This is a genomic window from Clostridium sediminicola, from assembly GCF_050402865.1.
Lineage (GTDB): Bacteria > Bacillota > Clostridia > Clostridiales > Clostridiaceae > Clostridium_AF > Clostridium_AF sediminicola.
The window spans coordinates 154,120-178,407 of record NZ_BAABMF010000011.1; the positions used below are offsets into that span (position 1 = coordinate 154,120).

General features: G+C 29.4%; 26 protein-coding genes, 1 tRNA gene and 1 rRNA gene. 5 read left to right on the forward strand and 23 right to left on the reverse strand.

What is annotated here, in order from left to right; all coding sequences use genetic code 11:
• Window positions 1-217: 217 nt before the first annotated feature.
• The 3 genes from ACQ3F0_RS17295 to ACQ3F0_RS17305 form a co-directional block, all read right to left on the reverse strand.
• Window positions 218-1,111 (reverse strand): hypothetical protein, encoded by an 894-nt coding sequence (locus ACQ3F0_RS17295; protein WP_428866607.1) that lies wholly within the window; start codon window positions 1,109-1,111, stop codon window positions 218-220.
• 19 nt (window positions 1,112-1,130) lie between these two features.
• The gene (locus tag ACQ3F0_RS17300) at window positions 1,131-2,063 is read right to left on the reverse strand and encodes a CPBP family intramembrane glutamic endopeptidase (protein WP_428866608.1); all 933 of its coding nucleotides are present in this window, start codon (window positions 2,061-2,063) and stop codon (window positions 1,131-1,133) included.
• Window positions 2,064-2,153: 90 nt separating this feature from the next.
• Window positions 2,154-4,175 (reverse strand): N-acetylmuramoyl-L-alanine amidase, encoded by a 2,022-nt coding sequence (locus ACQ3F0_RS17305; protein ID WP_428866609.1) that lies wholly within the window; start codon window positions 4,173-4,175, stop codon window positions 2,154-2,156.
• A 315-nt stretch (window positions 4,176-4,490) separates the two neighbouring features.
• Between ACQ3F0_RS17305 and ACQ3F0_RS17310 the strand changes: the two genes are divergently transcribed.
• The gene (locus ACQ3F0_RS17310; protein ID WP_428866610.1) at window positions 4,491-5,129 is read left to right on the forward strand and encodes an MBL fold metallo-hydrolase; all 639 of its coding nucleotides are present in this window, start codon (window positions 4,491-4,493) and stop codon (window positions 5,127-5,129) included.
• Window positions 5,130-5,407: 278 nt separating this feature from the next.
• Here the strand turns inward: ACQ3F0_RS17310 and ACQ3F0_RS17315 are convergent, their stop codons facing one another.
• The 4 genes from ACQ3F0_RS17315 to ACQ3F0_RS17330 form a co-directional block, all read right to left on the reverse strand.
• The gene (locus ACQ3F0_RS17315) at window positions 5,408-6,367 is read right to left on the reverse strand and encodes a P1 family peptidase (RefSeq protein ID WP_428866611.1); all 960 of its coding nucleotides are present in this window, start codon (window positions 6,365-6,367) and stop codon (window positions 5,408-5,410) included.
• A gap of 147 nt (window positions 6,368-6,514) precedes the next feature.
• The gene (locus ACQ3F0_RS17320; RefSeq protein WP_428866612.1) at window positions 6,515-7,108 is read right to left on the reverse strand and encodes an ECF transporter S component; all 594 of its coding nucleotides are present in this window, start codon (window positions 7,106-7,108) and stop codon (window positions 6,515-6,517) included.
• Between the two features lie 255 nt (window positions 7,109-7,363).
• Window positions 7,364-8,755 carry a dipeptidase PepV gene (gene pepV, locus ACQ3F0_RS17325; RefSeq protein WP_428866613.1) on the reverse strand — a complete coding sequence of 464 codons (1,392 nt, stop codon included), beginning with the start codon at window positions 8,753-8,755 and terminating at the stop codon, window positions 7,364-7,366.
• A 15-nt stretch (window positions 8,756-8,770) separates the two neighbouring features.
• Entirely contained in the window at window positions 8,771-9,976 is a 1,206-nt protein-coding gene (locus ACQ3F0_RS17330; RefSeq protein WP_428866614.1) for a patatin-like phospholipase family protein, read from the reverse strand.
• A gap of 341 nt (window positions 9,977-10,317) precedes the next feature.
• Here ACQ3F0_RS17330 and ACQ3F0_RS17335 point away from each other — a divergent pair, with 341 nt between their 5' ends.
• A complete protein-coding gene (locus tag ACQ3F0_RS17335; RefSeq protein ID WP_428866615.1) occupies window positions 10,318-11,082 on the forward strand; it encodes a tetratricopeptide repeat protein in 765 nt (254 codons plus the stop codon).
• Between the two features lie 29 nt (window positions 11,083-11,111).
• Here the strand turns inward: ACQ3F0_RS17335 and ACQ3F0_RS17340 are convergent, their stop codons facing one another.
• A complete protein-coding gene (locus ACQ3F0_RS17340; protein ID WP_428866616.1) occupies window positions 11,112-11,288 on the reverse strand; it encodes a small, acid-soluble spore protein, alpha/beta type in 177 nt (58 codons plus the stop codon).
• A gap of 238 nt (window positions 11,289-11,526) precedes the next feature.
• Between ACQ3F0_RS17340 and ACQ3F0_RS17345 the strand changes: the two genes are divergently transcribed.
• A complete protein-coding gene (locus ACQ3F0_RS17345) occupies window positions 11,527-11,670 on the forward strand; it encodes a hypothetical protein (protein WP_428866617.1) in 144 nt (47 codons plus the stop codon).
• Between the two features lie 102 nt (window positions 11,671-11,772).
• Here the strand turns inward: ACQ3F0_RS17345 and hisE are convergent, their stop codons facing one another.
• The 12 genes from hisE to ACQ3F0_RS17405 all read right to left on the reverse strand — a co-directional run bounded on the left by hisE (window position 11,773) and on the right by ACQ3F0_RS17405 (window position 20,290).
• Window positions 11,773-12,105: a phosphoribosyl-ATP diphosphatase gene (hisE, locus tag ACQ3F0_RS17350; protein ID WP_428866618.1), complete on the reverse strand. Its 333-nt coding sequence runs from the start codon at window positions 12,103-12,105 to the stop codon at window positions 11,773-11,775.
• A 4-nt stretch (window positions 12,106-12,109) separates the two neighbouring features.
• Entirely contained in the window at window positions 12,110-12,451 is a 342-nt protein-coding gene (gene hisI / locus ACQ3F0_RS17355) for a phosphoribosyl-AMP cyclohydrolase (RefSeq protein ID WP_428866619.1), read from the reverse strand.
• 59 nt (window positions 12,452-12,510) lie between these two features.
• Window positions 12,511-13,272: an imidazole glycerol phosphate synthase subunit HisF gene (gene hisF, locus ACQ3F0_RS17360; protein ID WP_428866620.1), complete on the reverse strand. Its 762-nt coding sequence runs from the start codon at window positions 13,270-13,272 to the stop codon at window positions 12,511-12,513.
• Window positions 13,273-13,287: 15 nt separating this feature from the next.
• Complete coding sequence (hisA, locus tag ACQ3F0_RS17365; protein ID WP_428866621.1) at window positions 13,288-14,004, reverse strand: 1-(5-phosphoribosyl)-5-[(5-phosphoribosylamino)methylideneamino]imidazole-4-carboxamide isomerase; 717 nt, start codon at window positions 14,002-14,004, stop codon at window positions 13,288-13,290.
• On the reverse strand, window positions 14,001-14,606 hold the full coding sequence (gene hisH, locus ACQ3F0_RS17370; RefSeq protein ID WP_428866622.1) for an imidazole glycerol phosphate synthase subunit HisH: 606 nt from the start codon (window positions 14,604-14,606) through the stop codon (window positions 14,001-14,003). The genes hisA and hisH overlap by 4 nt, the downstream gene beginning before the upstream one ends.
• A 14-nt stretch (window positions 14,607-14,620) precedes the next feature.
• Complete coding sequence (gene hisB / locus ACQ3F0_RS17375) at window positions 14,621-15,211, reverse strand: imidazoleglycerol-phosphate dehydratase HisB (RefSeq protein WP_428866623.1); 591 nt, start codon at window positions 15,209-15,211, stop codon at window positions 14,621-14,623.
• 14 nt (window positions 15,212-15,225) lie between these two features.
• The gene (gene hisD, locus ACQ3F0_RS17380; RefSeq protein WP_428866624.1) at window positions 15,226-16,518 is read right to left on the reverse strand and encodes a histidinol dehydrogenase; all 1,293 of its coding nucleotides are present in this window, start codon (window positions 16,516-16,518) and stop codon (window positions 15,226-15,228) included.
• A 15-nt stretch (window positions 16,519-16,533) separates the two neighbouring features.
• The gene (gene hisG / locus ACQ3F0_RS17385) at window positions 16,534-17,178 is read right to left on the reverse strand and encodes an ATP phosphoribosyltransferase (RefSeq protein ID WP_428866625.1); all 645 of its coding nucleotides are present in this window, start codon (window positions 17,176-17,178) and stop codon (window positions 16,534-16,536) included.
• 30 nt (window positions 17,179-17,208) lie between these two features.
• On the reverse strand, window positions 17,209-18,471 hold the full coding sequence (locus tag ACQ3F0_RS17390) for an ATP phosphoribosyltransferase regulatory subunit (protein ID WP_428866626.1): 1,263 nt from the start codon (window positions 18,469-18,471) through the stop codon (window positions 17,209-17,211).
• Window positions 18,472-18,719: 248 nt separating this feature from the next.
• The gene (locus tag ACQ3F0_RS17395; protein WP_428866627.1) at window positions 18,720-19,670 is read right to left on the reverse strand and encodes an ROK family protein; all 951 of its coding nucleotides are present in this window, start codon (window positions 19,668-19,670) and stop codon (window positions 18,720-18,722) included.
• A gap of 202 nt (window positions 19,671-19,872) precedes the next feature.
• On the reverse strand, window positions 19,873-20,094 hold the full coding sequence (locus ACQ3F0_RS17400; RefSeq protein WP_428866628.1) for a hypothetical protein: 222 nt from the start codon (window positions 20,092-20,094) through the stop codon (window positions 19,873-19,875).
• A complete protein-coding gene (locus ACQ3F0_RS17405) occupies window positions 20,051-20,290 on the reverse strand; it encodes a hypothetical protein (protein WP_428866629.1) in 240 nt (79 codons plus the stop codon). The genes ACQ3F0_RS17400 and ACQ3F0_RS17405 overlap by 44 nt, the downstream gene beginning before the upstream one ends.
• A gap of 176 nt (window positions 20,291-20,466) precedes the next feature.
• On the opposite strand from ACQ3F0_RS17405, the gene ACQ3F0_RS17410 reads away from it, so the two are divergent.
• Both ACQ3F0_RS17410 and ACQ3F0_RS17415 read left to right on the forward strand, forming a co-directional pair.
• Complete coding sequence (locus ACQ3F0_RS17410) at window positions 20,467-20,658, forward strand: small, acid-soluble spore protein, H family (RefSeq protein WP_428866630.1); 192 nt, start codon at window positions 20,467-20,469, stop codon at window positions 20,656-20,658.
• Between the two features lie 141 nt (window positions 20,659-20,799).
• Window positions 20,800-21,708: a DMT family transporter gene (locus tag ACQ3F0_RS17415; protein WP_428866636.1), complete on the forward strand. Its 909-nt coding sequence runs from the start codon at window positions 20,800-20,802 to the stop codon at window positions 21,706-21,708.
• A gap of 46 nt (window positions 21,709-21,754) precedes the next feature.
• Here ACQ3F0_RS17415 and fusA read toward each other — a convergent pair whose 3' ends face one another.
• The 3 genes from fusA to rrf all read right to left on the reverse strand — a co-directional run bounded on the left by fusA (window position 21,755) and on the right by rrf (window position 24,278).
• Complete coding sequence (gene fusA, locus ACQ3F0_RS17420) at window positions 21,755-23,830, reverse strand: elongation factor G (protein WP_428866631.1); 2,076 nt, start codon at window positions 23,828-23,830, stop codon at window positions 21,755-21,757.
• 251 nt (window positions 23,831-24,081) lie between these two features.
• Window positions 24,082-24,156: transfer RNA gene (locus ACQ3F0_RS17425), tRNA-Asn, on the reverse strand.
• Between the two features lie 5 nt (window positions 24,157-24,161).
• Window positions 24,162-24,278: ribosomal RNA gene (gene rrf / locus ACQ3F0_RS17430) — 5S ribosomal RNA — on the reverse strand.
• Window positions 24,279-24,288: the final 10 nt, after the last annotated feature.

Here is a 24,288-nt window from a genome sequence, read left to right on the forward strand (position 1 = left end):
TTATTATTTATTCAATCAAACTCATTATATAATATGGTTTTTTTGTTGTCAAACTTTTATTATATTCTACACTATGGTTATTCCACAAAAAGTAATTTAGTTGAACTCCGACCACAATATATAGCGTCAGAACGCATCAATCTGCGGTAGATATTTTGGTCAACTTTAGTTCAACTTACTTTTTTTAGTTTAACCACTATGGTTAAACAACACATTTTTATCTGTCATCAAAAATTTCTTCGTATTTATTGCCTAAATAGTCCTCAATATAGACTTTTATTCTACCAGGTACTTTAATATCATTATTCAAACTCATACTTTCATTATAGTCAACAATCTCTAATCCATAAGGATTTTCAATTTTCAAACCTTCAATTTCTTCTATACCATCTTTTATAATGTCTTTATGAATAACTTCTTCATCTCCAATAAAAATTTCAAACCAAATATTTCTAATTTTTAATTTATCAATTATATTATCACTTATTATTGAATTACCAGCATTATTTTTTATTAAATAATCATTAACAAGGTTTATATACATATCAATATTAGTAGTACTTCTACTCTTAAAATAAGTTTGAATTTGAATTCTATCTTCAATCATTTTATTTAATTCTATATTTGTTAAGTTCTCTATTATAGTCTTTGAGCTATTCTTTACTTTAACTTTAAAATAGTAATTTTTATCAGCATTCAATGATAATTTTTCTTCATAATTTAGAGTATTATCTTTATCAACTAATACAATATCCCAATTTTCAATTTCACTTGGATCATCATCATAACATCCATAAATTAAATATACCTTATCTCCTTTATTTAACTCTCGTAAACTCCATTTAATTTTTACATTAGCTTCTTTTAAATCATCAGAAAAATTTATTATATCCATTGATTCTAATTTAAGCCATCGTTGCTCATCCGTAAACTCCTTAACAGAATCATTAACATTTTTTGAAATTGAATCTATGTCTTCTCTTAACTCAACATTCTGATATTGAATATCCATTATTTTATTGTCAACCTTACTTAACATTTTAAACAATAATAAATTAGATATCAAAAGAATTGAAATTAATACTATTGAAAATTTTTCTTTCTTCCCCATCACCCTACTCCATTCGTTATTATTTAAAATATAGAAAATACAAATCTGCTAATATTGAGATGCTAAATATACCTAAAAGTATCTTCATTGGTTTATCAAAAACCTTAATTTCCTTACCTTCATAATTTTCATTATAATTACGATTCTTTTTCTTCAAAACTCTTAATAACAAATAAATCAACCCAGAACATATTATAGCATTTATAACTAATCCAATAAGCATATTTAAAATAGTACTTGATGGCAATCCCTTTACCCCTAATTTTTGAATGTTTTGATATTCTTCTCCCATAAAATCCACTACCTTCAAAGCTATTTCTGCTTGAAGTACTTGTAGCCCATTAACGGTAAAATGTGCAATCATAGAAGTAAATATAGACCCTGTTATACGAACCATATACGCGAATAAAGTCCCTAATGCAAAAGCATATAAAAATTGCTGACCATTTAAATGCATTATTCCAAATATTAACCCGTTCATTAGTGAAGCTCTTTTAATATCAACATCATCATATCCTTTTAAAGCTATCCCTCTTGCAAATACCTCTTCACAAATTGCTGGTACCCCTGCAATAATTATCAATTTATAGATAAAAGGAATTTCCGCTAATCTTTGAAATAAATTCGCTATAGTATTTGGAAATACTAATTGAGAAATAAATGATAATAGCTGCGCTATTGGTTGGCTAAGTATAGCAATCCCTATAACAATTAATACTGTTACGATAGAAATTTTTTTGAATCTTAACGTTTGAATAACGGATTCTTTTGTTATTACAAAATATATTATTGCAGTAATTAAAAACAATAATATTTCTGGAAATACTAAATAGAATTCTAATGAAAAATGTAGCTTGGCAAGTAAAGGTGCTAATAAATATTTTAACAAAAGTGATGTTATAATAACTAATAATACATAAAAATTTGATCGTCTTACTTTATAGTCAAACATATAAAAATCCTTTCCAAATTAGAATAAAAGAACAGATATGTAAACATTATATAATTTACATATCTGCATAGTCAAATAGATTTATAAAATTTAATCAATTGTTCTTAAAATTCCTCTTGATATAGATTCTGCACATTGCATTTGGAAATTAGGATCATTTAATTGCATTTCTTTAGTTGGATTACTCAAAAATTCAACTTCTGTCAAAATTGAAGGTGCATTTGTATACCTAGTTACGTATAACCCTGCAGCCTTTGCTCCTCTACTAATTGAACCAATTCCTGTATATAATTCATCCAATACATTTGTAGCAAATTCTGTACTATCGCTACGCCCTCTATAATAATATGTCTCAACACCTGTTATTGCTGATGCACTTCCCATGCTGTTTCCATGTATTGATATAAAATAATCTGAATTAGCCTCATTAGAAATATCACATCTCATTTGTAGCTCTTCCGATTTATTACTTGGCCATGGGACATTATCACTAATTCTTGTAAAGACAACATCGACACCATTTTTAACTAGTATATCGCCTAACTTTAAACTTATAGCTAAATTAACATTTTTTTCTTTAACACCTGCAGCTCCTATTGCCCCTGGATCATATCCCCCATGTCCTGGGTCAATAGTAATTTTATACTGTTTTTTATTGAACGGCATTACCATAACAGCCATCGTAACCTTTTTGCTTCCGGCTTTTGTTCTTCCTGTTACAATATGCATACCTGGCTCATCAGTATTAACACTCTCTCTGTCCCATATCACACTTGCTCTAACTAAATTACCGTCAAGCCCTGTTGCTTCAACATATTCAGGCATTGAGAATACTTGTCCCTGATCAACTTTCATTGAAAAATCTTTTACTTTAGATAAAGGAGTAGTTTCATCTACTGGCAATTCATTATTATTAACAACAATTTCCATAAAGACACTATTGTTATACCCATCAACAGTTCCGTATAAGTAGAATGTACCACTTTGAGACGTATCTACTGATTGCATATTCCATTGAACATTAACTTTTTGGTGAGAATTATCACTCATCAAAGCATCAACTTTAGTCGGTAAAGTATAATTTTCACCTTTATATAATATAACATTTAAATCTTCTATAGTCTTAATAGTTTTTTCTTCTTCTACATCAAAGTAATTTATAATAGCATTAGCTATTGCTTTAGCACTTGATTGTTGAAATTCTGATGTAGCTAAAACTTTTTCTTCGTTTGGATTTGAAATGAACCCTAAATTAGCATAGACCCCAACCGCATTAACTGTATTTAACGTCTTTAACTCGTTTGGTGTTATTCCTCTATTAGGCAAATTAGTTCTATTCATCATTTCACTCTGTATGTTAGTTGCTAACTTTTTACCTTCTGCACTGCTATTCAAATAATACATTTCGTATCCACTACCTGTTGGAGACCAACTATTTGTATGTATACTTACAAGAATATCTGCATTTGCATCATTAACAATCTTACTTCTTGCCGCTATACTTTCAGTGCTTGTCCAAGGAACATCATCAGAAGTCCTTGTATACACTACGTTAAATCCATTACTCTGTAGAATAGCTCCTGCCTTCATAGCTACTGATAAATTAATATCCTTACCTAAAACACCTGTTGGGCCAACTTCATTTCCAACATCGTTTCCAGCTCTTCCTGCATCAAGCGCAACTGTATATTTATTAAAATTATTACCACCGTTGCTGTTTGAATTAGATTTAGTTGTGAAATTCATTCTTATCTCATTACTAAGAATCTTACCATTTGTTGACTTAACAGACTCCCTAACAATAAGAGTATACGTTTTTCCATATTCGTATCCATAAGTTGGAGATACTGCTATTGTTTTAGTATTGATCATTTTTCGTTTAATACTAACATATGTACCTGCCTCATCCAGGACTAATATATCATGATTATTTTCCACACTAGCTTTATCAACATCAAAATTGAAAGTAATATTCCAACTTTTATTTATGTCAACATTACTTTTAGATGCTAACTCATTATAGGATTTCGCAGCAAATACCTTATCCCCAAAAGCTGTCGTAAACACCAATATTATCATGATAAGAATTGATAAAATACTCTTTTTTCTCAATATAACCCTCCTATAATTCTGACATACTCTTATTTTATTTTAATCTTATCATTTTTTCAACCACTATAGGTACTTTAAAATGTAAATTTTAAATAATATTTTTAATAGTAATAAATATGATTTTATATTTATGGGAACATTAAAAAGAACACTATATGAACAAAGGAAGATATTTCTATATTTAAACAATATCTTGTTATTTAAGCAATTTATACTTGCCTGGAAAGTAGTATTTTTTTCATGGTATAATTTGTATAACAATTGTATTATAGAATATAATTTTTAAAATTAAATTTCATTGAGAAGGAGAAAATTATGAAAATAACATGGATAGCTCATGCAAGCTTTTTATTAGAAGACTCTAAAGGTAGAAAACTATTAACTGACCCATATGATAACTCTATTGGTCACAAAATCTATAAAGGTGATGCCGATATAATAACAATAAGCCATCATCATTTTGACCATGAATATACTGATGAAATAAACAAATCTTCAAAAATTCTAGATAAAGTTGGTATATTCAATCTATGTGATATACCTATAGAAGGTTTGCCTACATATCACGATAAATTTAAAGGGGCTAAAAGAGGGGAAAATACTATTTACATAATAGAAATGGATGGTTATAAAATTTGTCATCTAGGAGATTTAGGTCATAATCTATCAAATGATACCCTTGAAAAAATAGGTAAGATAGATGTATTGTTGATTCCAGTAGGTGGTAACTTCACAATAGATGCAAAAGAAGCCGCCACTATATGTAAACAAATCGGAAGTCATATTGTAATACCTATGCATTATAAAACTCCAAAAATTGATTTCCCAATTGATGGAGTAGATAAATTTATTACCGAAATGAAGAATGGAGAAAGAGTCAATAGCAGCACTATAGAAATCAATAAACCTCTCACTGGTAGCAATATGGTTAAACTTCTTGATTATAGTAATTAAGAAAGAAACTAATTCAAAATATATAAATTGCGAAGAAAAGCGCTTCGCAATTTATAGTTAAGAGTGAAGAGTTATGGACACCTATCGCAACCGAAAGCTTTTAATTAAATAAAAGATAAAATACCTTCCTTTTGCATAGCAAAAGATCAGATTTCCAGTTAGCGAAGCTAATAAAGGCTTAGTTAAAGATTTTCTGCAAGAAAATCAACCTTCACTCTTAACTTTTAACTCTTAACTCTTAACTAATCTGATTCGTCTTTTATTTTAATTGCGCTCTACTAAATATCCCTCGCCGCTATGTATCCTTCAATCCCTTTAGCTGTTTCTATAGCTTTAACTACTGCTTTTTCCATTACATTAGCTGCTGTGAAACCGATAGTATTAACATCAGCCTCAACTTTACCTGATGCCATTACAAAAATTGTATCCCCATCAAACATTGAATGAGCTGGTCTAATACTTCTTGCAAATCCATTATGTGCCATTGATGCTACTTTATTAGCTTCAGCTTTAGATAGTTTTGCATTAGTTATAATTGCACCTATTGTTGTATTTCCATTAAAAAGATTCTTTTTATCATCATATTTTGATGTCATAATTGACTCAGTATTTAACAATTGCCCTTTTTCTTTGTCATAGGCTCCTGCTATAATTTTATTATTCTCACTATCATATATATCTCCAAGTGCATTTACTGCTACGATTGCTCCTATCATTAAATCTCCGATTTCTACGGCATAAGTTCCAAGGCCGCCTTTCATAGCATTCTCAGGCCCAAGAACTTTACCAATAGTTGCTCCTAATCCTGCACCATAATTTCCTTCTTCTAAAGAATTCTTTTCTGATTCCAAGCATGCTTTATATCCCAGTTCTTTATCTGGTCTTATCTTGTGGTCACCTATAATTAAATCAAATAAAGCTGCCCCACAAACAATAGGAACCTTTGTAACTCCGACATCAAAGCCTATGTTCTTCTCTTCCAAGTAATTCATCACTCCAGAAGCTGAATCTAATCCAAATGCACTTCCTCCGGTCAATAACACAGCATGAATTTTATCTACTAAATTTATGGGATTCAATAGATCAGTTTCTCTTGTACCTGGAGCACCACCTCTTACATCAACACCTGCACTTGCTCCTTCTTTGGCTATTATAACTGTGCACCCAGTTGGTCCTTCATTATATTCTGCATTTCCTATTTTAAAATCTAAAATATCTGTAATTTTTATCTCTTTCATAAAATAACCCCCTATTAACACTTCACAATTCACAATGCACAATAAAATTGATTTTCTTCTGAAAATCTTTTAATTTACAATATTAAAATAACTTATCATCTTTGCTGATAAGTTATTTATTTATTTTTTAATTATTTATTATTATTTCTATCTTCTGATTTTTTTAACAGCTGTAACAACAGATACTACAATGACCATAGATACTGCTGCTTCTGGTAATCCATTTGTTAATGCTAATCCATATATAACCTTTCCTGATAATGATGGGTCAATTCCTATAGCTTTAGCAAATCTAGCAGCATACAACACATAAATCATTGTTAAAACACCAAAAGTGTTTATTAATGATCCTATCGCTCCTGCAAAACCAATTTTTATGTTTTCTTTTTTCATTGGAATAGCTTTGTAAACATAATATGTTCCAATTCCAATAAGTACTCTAGGGAGTACTGCCACCAAAGGATTCAAGAATAAAAATGATGTTGGTGTAGGTGTAACTACAGCTTGATACATACTAAACACACCAAATATCAAACCAATCATTGCTCCAACTATTGGACCTTCAATTATTGCTCCAATAATTACCGGCACATGCAAGATAGTTGCTTTAACCATTGGTAATGGTATAAACCCCAAACCTGTAAGCCCTAAGAAAATTGAAATCGACGACAACATACCAATAATTGCTATTTGCCTTGTTCCAAACTTTCTTCCAGCATTTGCACTAATTTTTCTTTCCATTTTACATACCTCCGTTCTTATTCCATAAGGATATAAGTCGAATAAGCAAAACTTGCTATATTCAATTTTTTAAAGTTCGGCTTTTTTTGCACAGATATAAACAACTTCAACTAAAATTTATACAAGTCCAAAACTCATTAATACCTGAGATTTTGTACATATATAAATTAAGTTTTCGTAGTGTTTATCTATAAAATACCGACTAATTTTATTTTATCATATTTTTTTTTGTTTTCAAAGAGTATCTATTAAATTTTACTTTTTTGCTAATCTATACATAGCTTCAGCGTAAATCTTTGCATTCATAATTAAATCATCAATATCAATATATTCATCAACCTGATGTGCTAATTCTTCTTGCCCAGGAAATAATGGACCAAACGCTACTGTATTTGGCATTTCTTTTGCATAAGTTCCTCCACCTATAGAAAAAGGCTTTCCTTCTAAACCAGTAACATTAGCATATACGTTCATTAATGTTTTAACCAATTCGTGATCTTCTGAAAAATACAAAGGCGCTTGATGAGACATATTTTGAATAATCATTCCGCTTCCTTCTAATGTCTTATCTATTCCTTTCATCATTTCTTCAAATGTATGAGTAACAGGATACCTCAAATTCAATTCTAATTTAACTGTGTTTTCATCCATATCTATTGTACCAACATTAAAAGATAACTCTCCAGATACATCATCTTTCATATAAACACCAAAGGACTCTCCATTAGTCTCAAATCCCACATTCATATTCATAAATTCAACAAACCTTGTTGCATCACATTTTTCAAATTCTAACTCCCCAATAAAAGCAAAGAGTTGCATAATTGCATTCATCCCAATTTCAGGTGTACTACCATGAGCAGATTTTCCTTTAGAAATAATAATTACTTTATCTTCAACTTTTTTCGCTGTTATATCAAAACCTAACATTTCTTTAAAATTATCAGCGTATTCAATTATCATATCAGCTCTATTAGTTTCTATGCACGCTTCACAATAATCTGGAACCATATTTGCTTTGTTACCACCCTTAATATAATTAATTTTTTCTTTACTTCCCTTTACATTAAATTCCTTTACTAATTCAAAAACAGTTATTCCCTTTTCACCATTAATTACTGGATAATCAGCATCAGGAGTGAAACCTGCTATAGGAGGTTTTTCTTTAGAAAGATAATATTCAATTTCTTCACAACCACTCTCTTCATTTGTACCAAATATTATTCTAATTTTCTTTGATAATTCTGTATTAGATTCTTTAATTGCCTTTAAACCGTACAAAGCAGCCATTATTGGCCCCTTATCATCAATAGTTCCTCTTCCATATATCTTGTTATCATGAATCTCAGCTCCATAAGGAGGATATTTCCACCCTTTTCCCTCTGGTACAACATCTAAGTGACCTAATACAGCCACATATTCATCTCCATTACCATATTCAACATATCCAACATAGTTATCCAAATTCACTGTGCGAAAACCCATCTCCCTACTCAATTCTAAAGCATATTCTAATGCCTTAGCAGGACCTTCTCCAAAAGGCTTACCCTCAAGTGCTTCTTCTTCTACACTCTTTATTTGTACAATTTCTCTTGTATTTTTTACTAATTTATCTTTATTTAAATCTATTAATTGATCAAAATTCATAAATACACATCCTTTCTATGCAATATTTTGAAGTAGCACTATTACTATTTCCTTTAAAACTTCATCCTTAACTACTTTTGATAAAATACTATTAGTCTTTATAAATTTAGGTATACTGCTTTTATATTCCTTATTGTTAGATTGAAATTTTGTATAAAGCTCTTCCAAAAAATCACCAAGTTCATATATTTTAAATCTTTCCATTTCTAATTCTAAAGCAATTATTTCACATAATTCTATACAAATATCTTCATAGTCTCTTTCTTTGTCCAAATCTAACAAATCTACAACTCTAGGAATTATTAATTCAAACAACATCCTTCTATGAGGTATTCCTTTATATCCAAATATTTCTCCAATCATATTACAGTTTTCTTTACTTAATTTCCATAATAATTCTGTAAAAAAATCTGGATTATTACTATTATCTATATAATATTTATTACCTTTAAGTCCATCAAGTACCTTTAGAGCATCATAATATCCTAGCTTCAAATTCTTTCTTGATGTTTCTTTATTAAAATCTAAAGTATTACCCAAATCTTCAGATGGATTTATATAAGTAATATCTAATTTTTTAGTATTGATTTTTCTTTCCACACCAATTCCATAAGTTCTTATTGCAATGATTTTATCATATCCTTTAGATAACATTAATCTTATTGGAAAATTATCATATAATCCTCCGTCAATAAAAACTTTACCGTCTAATTTTTCAAGTTTAAATGCTGGAAAATTAGCACTAGCCATTAAATAATCCTTTACTTTCTCTTTTGGTATATCTTCAACAAAAATTTCCATAGGTTTCATATCTGATAATGATACTGTAACTATACCAAAATCAATCTTCGAATTTCTGAGCTTGTCTTCATTGATATTATCATTAATTATCTTTCTTATTGTTTTAGTATCTATGCCTTTATTATTCATAATCTTTAATGACTGTCTCAATAAATAAGAAATATTTGTTTGGTTTAATTGATATTTTTTTAATTCATCTAAAATTTCATCGTCTACATCAAATATTTGAGAATTGCTAATATTGTACCATAAATCATATGCCTTCTGAAAATCACCTTGAACAAGCATAGCGCCATTTAATGCTCCTATTGATGTCCCTGTAATTGCACTTATCTCTATATTTTTTTCCATTAAAGCTTTATATGCTCCTATGTGATAAGCTCCCTTTGCTCCACCGCCTTCTAAAACTAAGCCGTACATTTAATCACCTTTTTCTCTTAAATTTTTATTTATGTTTCAAAATAAAAATATGTAGTTCTAAATTTTTAATAAGCTAATATAACTTATTATACATTATAAAATGCTTATCATAAATATTTAATGAAACAATTCTTCCATATTCTCTATCTATAATTAACAGTTAAAGTTCTTATCTATAGAGTTCTACCGTGAAATTTAATTTATACATGTACCAAAATCTCGGGTGATAACGAGTTATGGTACATGTATAAATTAATTATTGAACTGAGATATCTATAACTTAGTATAAAAATCATGATCCTCGGATATACTTTGAGGTAAAACATAAAAGGAGTGAATTTATGAATAACTCAAATATTGAAAATTATGATACAGAAAAATTAGTGAATCGATATCTCACTCATGGTAAGAGCTTTTTTGAAAAAGGACAAATAGCATCAGCATTTAACTGTTTTAATAAAGCCTTATTATTAGACCCTAATAATTCAGAAACATACCTTGTTCTAGGCGAATCCTACATGGGAATGTTTGATTTTGATAATGCAATTAAATATTTAAAAAAATATCTAACTTTTCACCCTAAAAATATAAGAGCACATATTGATTTAACAGAAGTTTATTCATTGTACGGAGATTATAAAAAAGCCTTAACTCATTGTAATTTTGCTATTACATTACAAAAAAGTAACTTTGCACTATATTATAAAAAAGCTCATATCTTATATAAATTAGAAAATCTAGAAGATGCAATAGAATCCTATAAAAAATGCATTTATTTAAAAGATGATCATTATGACGCCTATATTGAAATGTGCGAAATATTAATATTGCTAAAACGTTTTAAAGATGCAATTATTAATTATAACTTTGCAATTAAAATAAATAATAAAAGACATGAAGCATATTATGGCATTTCACTAGCATACATAAATCTTGGCATTTACACAGAAGCTTATCGTTACTCAAAAAAAGTATATAAAATCGACCCATTTAATAAAAAAAATAAATGTAATTATTTATTACTAAAAAACATGATTAAAAGTAAGTATAAAAATAATAAATTAATTAACTTAAAAGAAACTACGATAAATACCGTAGATAAGTAGATAACTACAATATTTATCATAGTTTATAGCTATTGATTTTTACTTGTTTGTTTATTAGGTCTTTCTTTATCATTACCTAATTTTCTTGATTCTTTTGAATATCCAATTTCATTAGAAGTTTCAAAATTCATTTTATTTAATTCACGCTTAGACTTCTGTTTTGATTTTTTGTTGTTTTTGCTATTCTTGTTATCTTTGTGAGACATAAATAGACCTCCTAATTTTTATTTCAATGCACTATAAATTGCGAAACTCTTTTCTTCGCAATTTATAATTATTGTGCCCATATATATTTTTTTTAATATAGCTAGATTCAAAATTATCATTTTATCTTTTATATAATTTCAGAATTTATTATTGTTATTTTATTCCAGTAGTGATATAATCTTTTTACATGTCTTACCAATTTTGGTTTAGAATGATTATTTAAAGGTAGGTGGCTATATGAAAAAAAATAAAAATAATACTGTTAAAAATCACGAGAAAACACTTCTTTCAAAAAACAGTCCTAATATGAAAATAAAAAAAGCTATTAAGAAAGATATACCTCAATCTGTAATAGAAGAATGTTTATCAATATTAGGGTAAAGAACTAACTAAAGGATGGAATTTATAATTCCTAAAAATAAATAAAACCCACATTTGTGGGTTTTAATAAGCCTTTTATATTTGAAACATATTTTTCTTTTTTTATAGATTATCAATTTCTTTTCTTTCTGCTTTTTTGTTTCCAATTTTCTTTCTTCTTTCTGCTAATTCCTCATACACATTTTCAATACTAACATCTTTTTCTGCCATTAGAACTAATAAGTGGTACATCAAATCACATAATTCATCTGTTAATTCATTAGAATCAGAATTTTTTGCAGCAATTATAACTTCTGTACTTTCTTCTCCAACTTTCTTAAGGATTTTATCTAATCCTTTTTGGAACAAATAACTTGTATATGATCCTTCTTCTGGATTCTCTTTTCTCTCTAAAACAATATTATATAAGTCTGATAAAACTTTTTCGTTATTCATTTTTTTACTCCTTAATATTAATTTTTCTATAAAAACAACTTCTATTTCCTGTATGACAAGCTGGTCCTTTTTGTTCAACCTCAATAACAAGTGTATCACCATCACAATCTACACTTATACTCTTTACTAACTGAAAATTTCCAGATGTTTCACCTTTATTCCAGAACTGATTTCTTGATCTACTCCAAAACCAAGTCTTTCCTGATTCTATTGTTCTTTTTAAAGATTCCTCATTCATATAAGCCATCATTAAAATTTCTTTATCACTATAATCTTGCACTATTGTAGGTACAAGTCCATTGCACTTGTCAAAATCTATTTCATTAAATAATTCTTGTATATCCATAATTGCCCCCTTTTATTCACAGTTTACAATACACAGTGCACAGTCTACAGTTAATATTCTTAGTATCTAACTTCAATATCATCTTTACTTAAAAAATCTTTAACTTCATCTATAGTTAATTCTCTGTAATGGAATAATGAAGCTGCTAATGCTGCATCTGCGCCAGTTTTTTCAAAGACTTCAGTAAAGTGTTCTAATTTCCCACATCCACCTGAAGCAATAACAGGTATATTTAAAATACTACTAATTGCATCAGTTAGGCCTATATCAAATCCAGCCTTAGTTCCATCAGCATCCATACTAGTTAATAATATTTCTCCTGCACCTAAATCTTCTACTTTCTTTGCCCATTCTAATGCATCTAATCCTGTATCTATCCTACCGCCATTAATAAATACATTCCATCCACTTCCATCTTCTCTTTTTCTCCCATCAATGGCCACTACAACGCACTGACTACCAAATTTCTCAGCTGCATCAGAAATCAACTGTGGATTTCTAATTGCTGCTGAATTAATCGAAATCTTATCAGCCCCTGCTCGTAAAATATCCTTGAAATCTTCTACTGTTCTTATTCCTCCTCCTACAGTTAATGGAATAAAAACTTTTTCAGCAGTTCTTCTAACTACATCTATCATTGTACTCCTACCTTCATGAGTAGCAGTTATATCTAAAAATACAAGTTCGTCAGCTCCTTGTTCATTATAGAACTCTGCTATTTCAACAGGATCACCAACATCTTTTAAATCAACAAAATTAACACCCTTAACAACTCTCCCCATATCTACATCTAAACATGGAATAATTCTTTTTGTTAACATTTATAAGCCCCCTCGTTAACTTTTACTTAATGTAACAGCTTCCCTTAAATCCAAAGTACCACTATAAACTGATTTTCCAGCAATTGCTCCATATAAATTCATATCCTTTAAATCTTTAATATTTTGGATATCTCTAACTCCCCCAGAAGCTATAATATTGCAAGATATATTTTGTCTTAATTCATCTAATTGTTTTAAATTCGGACCTGCTAAAGTTCCATCTTTACTGATATCAGTGAAGATAATTGTTTTCACTCCTATTTGCTCCATTTGCTTAGCAAAATCTACAAAGTATACTTCACTTACATCTAACCAACCTTGTACAGCAACATAACCATCTTTCGCATCTATCCCAACTGCAATTTTATCTCCGTATTTCTTTACAGCAGTTTTAACAAGATCAGGGTTCTTTAAAGCTGCAGTTCCAAGAATTACTCTACTTATACCTTTTTTTATTAATAAATCTATTTTATCCATATCCCTTATACCGCCGCCTAATTCAATAGGGATATCTACTGTTTCAATAACTTTTGATACAACATCGATATTTTTTAAACTACCTTCAAGAGCACCATCAAGATCTACCATATGTAAATACTCCGCACCTTGAGCTTTAAAAGATTTTGCTGTTTCTACTGCACTTTCAGCTACTACTTCTGTCTGTTCAAATTTCCCTTGATACAATCTAACGCATTTTCCATCTTTTAAATCTATAGCTGGTAAAATAATCATTTTATCATCTCCCCAAAGTTCTTTAACATTTGTAATCCAATATCTCCACTTTTTTCTGGATGAAATTGAAGTCCGTATACATTCCCACTACTAACTACGCCAGGAACTTTTATTCCATAGTCAGCGTAAGCATTTAGAATACTTTCATCAGCTATATCAGCATAATAAGAATGAACAAAGTATACAAAAGATCCTTCTTTCACATCCTTAAGAATAGGAGTTTGGTTTGCATAGTTCAAGCTATTCCATCCCATATGAGGAACTTTATAATCAACATCTAATTTTACAATGTTCCCTTTAAGGAAACCTAATCCATCACATTCTTTTCCTTCAAAGCTCTTCTCGAATAATAATTGCATTCCAAGACAAATCCCTAATAGAGGTTTGCCTTTAGAAACTGCCTTTTTAAGAATTATATCCATTCCAATATCTTTTATATGTTTAATAGCATCTGGGAATGCACCAACACCAGGTAAAATTATCCCATCACTATTCAATATAGTCTCGCTTTCACTTGTTATTACAGAATCTAACCCCAGATATTTAAGAGCATTTTGAACACTCATCAAATTACCCATTCCATAATCTACTATAGAAATCATCTTAAGTCCCCCTTTTATAATGAACCTTTTGTTGACATAACTCCTTTTATTCTACTATCTTTCTCAACAGCTTCTCTAAGTGCTCTTCCAAGAGCCTTAAATATCCCCTCGATTTTATGATGATTATTTTTTCCATGAATAATCTTTACATGTAATGTTATTCCCGCATTAAAAGCTAATGCTCTCAAAAATTCCTCAACCATTTCAGTATCCATAGTTCCAACTCTATCATTTGTAAACTCCGCATCAAATACTAAAAATGGTCTACCACTAATATCTAATGATACTAATGCTAATGTTTCATCCATTGGTACATAAGATGTTCCATATCTTTTTATTCCACTTTTATCCCCTAATGCTTCTTTTATACAAGCCCCTAAAGCTATTCCTACATCTTCAATTGTATGATGAGAGTCTACTTCTAAATCGCCATTTGCTTTTATTTCTATATCCATTAACCCATGCTTAGTCATAAGATTTAACATATGGTCGAAAAAACCTATTCCTGTATCTATATTATAATTTCCTGTTCCATCTAAAGAAACATTTACATTTATATCAGTTTCCCCTGTTTTTCTGCTAATACCTGCACTTCTATTATCCACAATTTTCACCTCATTTACTCGTATCTAACTTTTATAGAGTTGGCATGAGCAGTTAGCCCCTCTGTTTCTGCCAAAGTAACTATATCATCTTTTATTTTTCCTAAAGCAGTATCTGAATAATAAATATAGCTTGATTTTTTGATATAATCATCTACAGAAAGTGCAGAATAGAATTTTGCTGTTCCGTTAGTTGGTAAAACATGATTTGGACCAGCTGCATAATCTCCTAATGGCTCCGGAGAATATTTTCCCAAGAAAATTGATCCTGCATTTTTAATATCTCCTAATAACAAGAAAGGATCTTTTACCATAACTTCTAAATGCTCAGGAGCAATTTCATTAGATACATCCACAGCAGTTTTTAAATCATCCACAACTATAATAGCTCCATAGTCCTTTAATGATTTTAATATTATATCTTTTCTAGATAATAATTCTATTTGCCTTGCTAATTCTTCATTTACTTTCTCTGCTAATTCCATTGAAGTAGTTACAAGAATTGATGATGCTAATACATCATGCTCCGCTTGTGACATCAAGTCGGCTGCAATAAATTTTGCCTCTCCCGTTTCGTCTGATATTATCAATATTTCTGAAGGTCCTGCAATCATATCAATATCAACATTTCCGTAAACATTCTTTTTAGCCATTGCTACATAAATATTTCCAGGTCCTACTATCTTATCAACTTTTGGAATAGTATCAGTTCCATAAGCTAAAGCTCCAACTGCTTGAGCTCCTCCAACTTTGTATATTACATCTACCTCTGCAATATCCGCAGCTACTAAAATATTTGGATTAATCTTTCCGTCTTCTGATGGAGGCGTAACCATTACAACTTTACTAACACCTGCTACTTTTGCTGGAATAGTATTCATCAATACAGATGACGGATATGCTGCAGTTCCACCTGGAACATATATACCAACAGTTTCTAAAGCAGTAACTTTTTGTCCTAATATTACCCCATCTGCTTTATTTGTCATCCAAGAATTCTGTTTTTGTTTTTCGTGGAAAAAACTGATGTTTTCTTTTGCTAATTTTAAAGCTTTAACAAATTTCTCATCAACAATTTCATATGCCTCTTTTATTTCTGAGTCAGTAACTCTCAAATTATTCTCATAAATATTTTTGCTATCAAATTTATTTGTATACTTTATAACTGCTTTATCCCCGTTCTTCTCAACATCTTTCAATATCTCATCAACTGCAATAAGAACATCTTGGTGAACTGATTCAGATCTACTCTTTAAATTTTTTATATATAACTCTTTAGATTGAGTTGTCAATCTTTCAATATTAATCATTTCATTCGCCCCTTATTATTTCGCATTTTCTATTACTTTACTAACTTCATCGATTACTTTCAATATTTCTTCTCTTTTTATTTTCATACTTGCACGATTTACAATCATCCTTGCACTGATATCGCAAATATCTTCTACAACCACTAACCCATTTTCTTTCAAAGTACTACCAGTTTCTACTATATCCACTATAGCATCTGCAAGACCTAATATAGGGGCTAGTTCTACTGACCCTTCTATTTTTATTACTTCAACATCTTGTCCTTTTTTTCTGAAATATTCCTTTGCCACATTTGGATACTTAGTAGCTATTAGTTTTCTATTATACCCTTTATCCACTTTAAATTCTGGAAGAGCAGCTAAGGCAAATCTACACTTTCCCACATTCAAGTCTAAAACTTCATAGTAACTTCTTTCCTTTTCAAGCATAGTATCTTTACCAACTATTCCAATATCCGCAGCACCATACTCTACATATGTTGTAACATCTGGAGCTTTCACAAGAAAAAATTCTAAATTATAATTTTCATTTTTCCCTTTAAAAACAAGCTTTCTACCTTTATCTTCAAGTTCACTAACATCTGCCCCAATTTGCCTAAAAATCTTAACCGCCTGTTTCTCTAATCTACCTTTAGTTAGTGCTATTTTAATCTTTTTCACCTAATCCACCTCATTATAAATAATTTCTCTTTATATTCTTTCAAGCACCTCATAACTCTTACATTTATAACTGCTCTCACTATCTAATTCTTTTATATTAATTTCATCTTCGTCAATGATTGTTAGAATTTTGTTAGCTGAAACCTTCTCAGCATATTTCAAAGTTTTTTCTTTATCATCAAATAAACTTAATTCACAAATCATATCATTACTTTGAATATGGTTTAATAATTCTATAGCTTTACTATATAACTCTTCTTTATATGAGATAATTATTTTTTCTTCACTTGTTTTATATGTTTTATTTATATTCTTTAATGCAGTAATTACGTTATCCACATTTATCGCGAATCCTGTTGCTGGATAGTCTTTGCCAAAATGTTTTATTAGATTATCATATCTTCCACCACTAACAATATAATCTCCAACATTTTCTACATACCCTCTGAAAATTATTCCAGTATAATAATTAATATGCTGTACCATTCCTAAATCTATGCTTAAATAATCAGCTAGCCCCGCAGCATTTACCATATCATATACCTTTTGAATATTTTCTAAAGCTTTTTGTGCTTTCTCATTGTTTGTCATATCTTTTGCCTTTTGAACTATTTCAATACCACCAAAAAGTTCAGGAAGTTTTTGAAGTAATTTAATTTTTTCATATTCATTAGAATTCTTCATTGAATTAACAAAATCACTTAGTGCCGAAAAGTTCTTGCTTTCAATAAAATCTCTTATATCTTCAATTACTTCTTTGTCTAACTCAACATCTTCTATAAGAGCTTTAAAGAAATTCGCTTGACCTAATTCAATTTTAAAATTTTCAAGTCCTAACTCTCTTAATGATTTTATAACTGTTATTATTATTTCAACATCAGCTTTATAATTTTCAATTCCAATTATTTCTCCACCTGATTGAGTTATTTCACTAGTTTTTCCACCATAATCTTCATTTATTCTAAATATATTTGAAGTATATGAAAGCTTTAACGGAAGCACTGCATTATTTATTTTTGTAGATGCTATTCTTGCTATAGGAGTAGTAACATCTGGTTTAAGAACAAGTATTCTTCCTTTATTATCAAAAAGTTTATACATTTTTTGCTGTTCAATTGGTTGATTTTCTATATCAAATACATCATAAAACTCCAATGTAGGTGAAATTATTTCTGCGTATCCATTTCTGTGATAAACTTTTCTTAACTTTTCCTCTATTTTTAATTTCATATTACTCTCATTAAACAAAGTATCTTTCATTCCATCTGGTATATATCTTTTTAAATTTCTCAAAATAGCACCTCCGCTTTATCACTTTACTGCGTTAAATCGTTGAATCAATATTATTATATTAACATTTACTTATCATTATTGTCAAATGTTTTATTTTTGTCAACTGTATATTGTGATTGAAGTTCAACTAAATTACTTTTTGTGAAATAACTTTATTATAATATAAAAAAATAAAACCAACTTATAAAATTGTTGATTTTATTTATATTATATTTGTGAATTACATAGTAATCATTATGAACTTTTATTTACTTACTTTCTGAAATTCCTAATGCAGCTGCACCAACTATTCCTGCATCTGTGCCTAATCCTGCTGGTACTATCTTACATGATTCAGCCATTTGCTTTAAGCATCTCACTTTAACGACTTCATTTATTTTATCAAATACAATTTTTCCTGCCATTGAAACTCCACCGCCTATTACTATCATTTCAGGATCAAAAGTAGTAATAAGGTTCGCAATGAATACTCCTAAATAATTTAAACTTAAATCTAAAACTGCTTTTGCTACTGAATCACCTTTTTCAGCTTCAACAAAAACCTCTTTAGCTGTGATTTTTTCATAGTTATTTAACGATGTACTTTCACCTTTTTGAACTGCTTCATTAGCTAGCCTCGCTATAGCTGTTCCTGAAGAATATGCTTCAATACATCCTTTGTTTCCACAGTTGCATGTAGGTCCATCAACATCTATTGTAGTGTGCCCAACTTCTAAAGCATTATTAGTATTACCTCGGAATATCTTTCCGTTAATAATTGCTCCTCCACCTACACCAGTACTTACAGTAACATAAATCATATTTTCTGTACCTTTACCTGCACCAAACATATGCTCACCTAGTGTTGCAACGTTTGCATCATTATCTAAAAATGTTGGTATATTAAACCTTTCTTTTATAGGTTGAATTAATTGAAAATTTTTAAAAGGTAAGTTTGATGTTTCTATAATAACACCGGTTTTAGCATTTAGTGGTCCAGGAGATCCTATACCAATTGCTTTAATTTCTTCTAAATTAGCATTACTATCTAGTATTACTTTATCAATAACACCAATTATTCTATCCAATACTGCTTGTTCGCCTTCATAGGCATTAGTTGGGATAGTATGCTTGTACATAATCTTACCATTCAAGTTGCTCAAAACCCCACTAATCTTTGTTCCTCCCAAATCAATACCTATTACATAATTTTTCTCCATTAATCTCACTCCCAAAAGTATATTATGCATTGAAACATTTAACTTAATAATCATTTGATTCACTGTTTATTTTAGCATATAATTTTAAACTTTTATATTAATAAATTAATATTATATAAAGTTATAAACAATCCATATATAAAATTATGAATAACTCCAAAAAATCTATTAACCATAAAGGGAGTTAATAGATTTTAATTGTTTAAAATAAATTATCACTTTTAATAATATCTTTTAATTTTTCGTTTTTATCATATGCATCTGCAACAGAATGAAGGTTTGGTATATATCCTGTGTAACCAGATAAATTATCCAAATCGTAATTAATTCCATTTCCAATATTCTTATTTATTTCATAATAGTGTGGAACATTAATTGAACTAGTGTTTGAGCTTTGATGCTGTGATGAATAATTTGTCGTCATAATTTCCTCCTTTTTCTTGAATTAAAAAATTGCTATTCTCTAGCATATTACATATGATATCTAAATCTTCTTTTCCGTCTCCATTAAGCATAATAGTAAAACTATCAGAATCATTTACTATAGCAAAGTAATCATTTAATCTACTATAATCACTTAATTCAATATGCCCTTTTATATCCAGCCTATAAACTGACATCATACTCTCTCCTTAATTTATTTGCATTTATTTTTTGTATTTATTTAAAAATTATACATATTGGATACAGGAAATCTATCCATATACTTTTTGTTATACTTTTTTCTTTTGGTGATAAACTATTATTAACACGATTTATTATTTTAATAATTCAAAAAAAATTAAAGGAGAATAAAATGGATCCTAAAAGAGCAAACCAAATTATGACTTCAAACAAAAAAGCTCAAGTCTTTTATAAGAATAAACCTGTTAAAATATTGTCTGTTGAAAAGAATAGCGGTTCTGTTGAACTAAAAAATTTGAAAAGTGATAAAACAATAGTTACTAATGCTAAAAACATTCATGAAAATCATGGCCTAAAACATTAAAAAAAAATCCTATCATTTATTATAATGGTAGGATCTTTTTTATTAATATATTAGTGACATCTATAAAGCAATATAGTAAACTAATAGGGTGGTTATAGTTTGTCCACAATAATACAACTTAGGTTTTTCATGGAGGTACTAATTATGAAAAAAAGAACTGTTTTACCTTATATATCAGCAACAATAACTTCTTTAATATTTGGACTAAGTTTTTTGTTTTCAAAAATAGCCCTTCAAAACGTAAGTCCACTCACCTTATTAGGTTTTAGATTTTTAACAGCATTTTCGTTAATGACAATACTAATAATATTAAAAATTATAAAAGTAGATTATAAAAACAAGCCTATTTCTAGTCTTTTATTACTAGGAATTATGCAACCAGTTACTTACTTTTTATTTGAAACTTATGGAATCCAAAACTCATCTTCTTCACAAGCAGGTTTAATGATTTCTCTTATTCCAATAGTTGTTACTCTCTTATCATCTCTTTTATTAAAAGAGAAAACTTCAATTAGCCAAATTATTTCAATCATAATTTCTATTTCTGGTGTTTTTATTATTATATTAATGAATAATTCCTCTGAAACTAATAGCTCTTTCATAGGTACATTTTTCTTGTTTGGAGCAGTTATTTCCGCTGCATTCTTTAATATTTTATCTAGAAAACTTTCAATGAAATTTTCTCCTATGGAGCTTACTTATTTTATGATGTTTATGGGTGCATTGACGTTTAACTCTTTATCTGTTTTAAAACATCTAAATGCAGGTACTTTAAAAACTTACTTTTTAGTTTTAAATAATAAAGAATTTCTTATTGCAATAGGTTATTTAGGAATATTATCTTCTATTGTTGCTTTTTTCTTGATAAATTATACACTTTCAAAAATTGAAGCATCTAAATCTTCCATTTTTGCAAACCTATCAACTATAGTTTCTGTAGTTGCAGGAATTATAATACTAAAAGAAGATTTTAGTTTTTATCATTTAATAGGTTCATCGCTAATTTTAATTGGTGTTTGGGGTACCAATTATTTCGGTAAAAATAAATAAACAAGGCCCTTTTCAAGACCTTGTTTGTTATTTAATATTTATTTTTTTATGATACTTGACTTTCTTCAATTATTTTATCAACTATATTTTGAGGAACCTCTTCATACCTTTCAAATTCCATATCAAAACTACCTCTAGCGCTAGTCATTGATTTTAAATCTGTAGCATATTTAAACATTTCAGCCATAGGAACTTCAGCTATAATCTTCTGTTTCCCTTTAGCAGGTTCCATACCTAAAACTCTTCCTCTTTTTTTATTTATATCACCCATTATATCTCCCATATAATCATCAGGTATAGTTACTTCAACATGCATTATAGGTTCTAATATAATTGGCTCTGCTTGCTTAATTCCTTTCTTATATGCTAAAGATGCTGCAACTTTAAATGCCATCTCAGACGAATCAACTGGATGATATGATCCATCATGGAGCGTAGCTCTTATTCCAATTAGAGGATATCCTGCTAAAATACCTTTTTTCATAGATTCTCTTAGTCCTTTTTCAACAGCAGGTATATATTGTCTTGGAACAACTCCTCCAACAACTTTATCAACAAATTCTAAGTCATTTTCTCCATCATTTCTTGGTTCAAATTTAATAACCACATCACCATATTGACCATGACCACCAGATTGCTTTTTATGTTTTCCTTGTACATCAGCAGCTTTTTTAATCGTTTCTCTATAAGGAATTTTTGGAGTTTCTAAAGCTACTTCAGCTCCAAACTTATTCTTTAATTTACATGCTATTACGTCTAAATGAGTTGCTCCTACTCCTGATATTATTGTATCTGCATTTTCTATATCTCTAGAAATTGTGAATGTAGGATCTTCATCAAGTAATTTGTGCAAGCCTGAAGATATTTTATCCTCATCACCTTTTGATAATGGCTTAACAGCCATTGACATCTTAGGTTTTGGGAACTCTATAGTTTCATAAGCAATCTTACTTACGTCACCAGATATTGTATCACCAGTTGCTGTAAATTGTAATTTTGCAACAGCTCCAATATCCCCTGCAACTATTTCATTTGTTTTTATTTGATTTTTACCTCTAATGAAATACATTGTTCCAAATTTTTCTTGTTTATCTTTATTTACATTATAAACAGTAGTATCTGATTTAGCTTTTCCTGTTATTACTCTAAACATTGAAAGTTTACCAACAAATGGATCTGCAATAGTCTTAAATACAAATGCAGAAAAAGGTTCAGATTCATCTATCTTAACTTTAAGTTCTTCACCACTCTCAATATTAAAAGCTTCAACTGGTTCGTCATCCTTAGGAGATGGGAAACATTCTACTATATCTTCAAGTAATGTGTTTATTCCAATACTTTTATACGCAGAACCGCATGTTACAGGAGCAATTTCTCCTTTAGCACAACCTGCAATCAAGCCATGGTAAATTTCATCATCACTCAATTCTCCTTCTTCGAAATATTTATCTAATAATTTTTCATCAGTTTCAGCCACTGCTTCAGTTATCATTATTTTGCATTCTTCAACTTTATTAATTAGCTCTGGAGGAACTTCTCCTGCTTCCATTTCACCAGTTTTAGGATTATAAATCCTAGCTCTTTTAGTAATAACATTCACTACCCCTTTGAAATCGTTTTCCTTACCTATTGGATATTGAATTGGTACTACGGAAATTCCAAAAGCTTCTTTTAATTGTGCTAATACTTTCTCAAAATTACTATTTTCTCTATCTAATTTATTTATAAAAAATGCTCGTGGCATATTATTTTCGTTTACAAAATTCCAGGCTTTTTCAGTACCAACTTTTATTCCTGAAACACCTGAAACAGATATAAGCGCTATATCTGCAGCTCTTAATCCTTGGATCATTTCTCCAACAAAGTCAAAATAACCTGGTATGTCAATTAAGTTAATCTTCGTATTCTCCCATTCACATGGCTCTACCGTAGTAGAAATTGAAATTTTTCTTCTTTTTTCTTCAACATCATAATCGCTAATTGTATTTTCCTCTTCGACTTTTCCAAACCTATCTATCATCTTAGTGTAATACAAAATTGACTCAGTTAATGTAGTTTTACCAGAACCACTGTGACCTATCAAACCAACATTCCTTAAGTTTTGGGTTTTATAAACTTTCATAAAGACTCCCCCTTTTTTTTTAGCAGATTTTTTAGCTTATAATTTATATATTCGATTTTGTTTTAAAAATTCCTCTTTAAAAAAACAAAATTTTCAAAATAATTTGAAATGTTTTTATTATTATTTTTTTACTTATGATTCTATTATATTCATTTTTATTTTTATTATACAGATTTACTATATATTACAAATAAATTTCATCAAAAAAAATCCCATGTCTTAGACATGAGATATTATTCAAAAAATAAAAATGGCTCCGCGGAGAGGACTCGAACCTCCAACCTATCGGTTAACAGCCGAGTGCTCCACCATTGAGCTACCGCGGACCATGACCTGGCAACGTCCTACTCTCCCACACAGTCTCCCGTGCAGTACCATCAGCGTGTTGAAGCTTAACCTTCGTGTTCGGAATGGGAACGGGTGTTACCTTCAAGCTATAATCACCAGATATATAGTTG

Excerpts from the sequence above, each read along its gene's own strand:
- ACQ3F0_RS17310 (WP_428866610.1), top strand. The coding sequence starts at position 4,491 with ATGAAAATAACATGGATAGCTCATGCAAGCTTTTTATTAGAAGACTCT.
- hisD (WP_428866624.1), bottom strand. The coding sequence starts at position 16,518 with ATGATTAATATTGAAAGATTGACAACTCAATCTAAAGAGTTATATATA.
- hisE (WP_428866618.1), bottom strand. The coding sequence starts at position 12,105 with ATGAATAACGAAAAAGTTTTATCAGACTTATATAATATTGTTTTAGAG.
- hisF (WP_428866620.1), bottom strand. The coding sequence starts at position 13,272 with ATGTTAACAAAAAGAATTATTCCATGTTTAGATGTAGATATGGGGAGA.
- hisI (WP_428866619.1), bottom strand. The coding sequence starts at position 12,451 with ATGGATATACAAGAATTATTTAATGAAATAGATTTTGACAAGTGCAAT.
- ACQ3F0_RS17295 (WP_428866607.1), bottom strand. The coding sequence starts at position 1,111 with ATGGGGAAGAAAGAAAAATTTTCAATAGTATTAATTTCAATTCTTTTG.
- ACQ3F0_RS17395 (WP_428866627.1), bottom strand. The coding sequence starts at position 19,670 with ATGGAGAAAAATTATGTAATAGGTATTGATTTGGGAGGAACAAAGATT.
- ACQ3F0_RS17315 (WP_428866611.1), bottom strand. The coding sequence starts at position 6,367 with ATGAAAGAGATAAAAATTACAGATATTTTAGATTTTAAAATAGGAAAT.
- ACQ3F0_RS17300 (WP_428866608.1), bottom strand. The coding sequence starts at position 2,063 with ATGTTTGACTATAAAGTAAGACGATCAAATTTTTATGTATTATTAGTT.
- ACQ3F0_RS17405 (WP_428866629.1), bottom strand. The coding sequence starts at position 20,290 with ATGTCAGTTTATAGGCTGGATATAAAAGGGCATATTGAATTAAGTGAT.
- ACQ3F0_RS17410 (WP_428866630.1), top strand. The coding sequence starts at position 20,467 with ATGGATCCTAAAAGAGCAAACCAAATTATGACTTCAAACAAAAAAGCT.
- pepV (WP_428866613.1), bottom strand. The coding sequence starts at position 8,755 with ATGAATTTTGATCAATTAATAGATTTAAATAAAGATAAATTAGTAAAA.
- hisH (WP_428866622.1), bottom strand. The coding sequence starts at position 14,606 with ATGATTTCTATAGTAGATTATGGAATGGGTAATTTGATGAGTGTTCAA.
- ACQ3F0_RS17320 (WP_428866612.1), bottom strand. The coding sequence starts at position 7,108 with ATGGAAAGAAAAATTAGTGCAAATGCTGGAAGAAAGTTTGGAACAAGG.
- ACQ3F0_RS17400 (WP_428866628.1), bottom strand. The coding sequence starts at position 20,094 with ATGACGACAAATTATTCATCACAGCATCAAAGCTCAAACACTAGTTCA.
- ACQ3F0_RS17335 (WP_428866615.1), top strand. The coding sequence starts at position 10,318 with ATGAATAACTCAAATATTGAAAATTATGATACAGAAAAATTAGTGAAT.
- fusA (WP_428866631.1), bottom strand. The coding sequence starts at position 23,830 with ATGAAAGTTTATAAAACCCAAAACTTAAGGAATGTTGGTTTGATAGGT.
- ACQ3F0_RS17330 (WP_428866614.1), bottom strand. The coding sequence starts at position 9,976 with ATGTACGGCTTAGTTTTAGAAGGCGGTGGAGCAAAGGGAGCTTATCAC.
- hisA (WP_428866621.1), bottom strand. The coding sequence starts at position 14,004 with ATGATTATTTTACCAGCTATAGATTTAAAAGATGGAAAATGCGTTAGA.
- ACQ3F0_RS17345 (WP_428866617.1), top strand. The coding sequence starts at position 11,527 with ATGAAAAAAAATAAAAATAATACTGTTAAAAATCACGAGAAAACACTT.
- ACQ3F0_RS17340 (WP_428866616.1), bottom strand. The coding sequence starts at position 11,288 with ATGTCTCACAAAGATAACAAGAATAGCAAAAACAACAAAAAATCAAAA.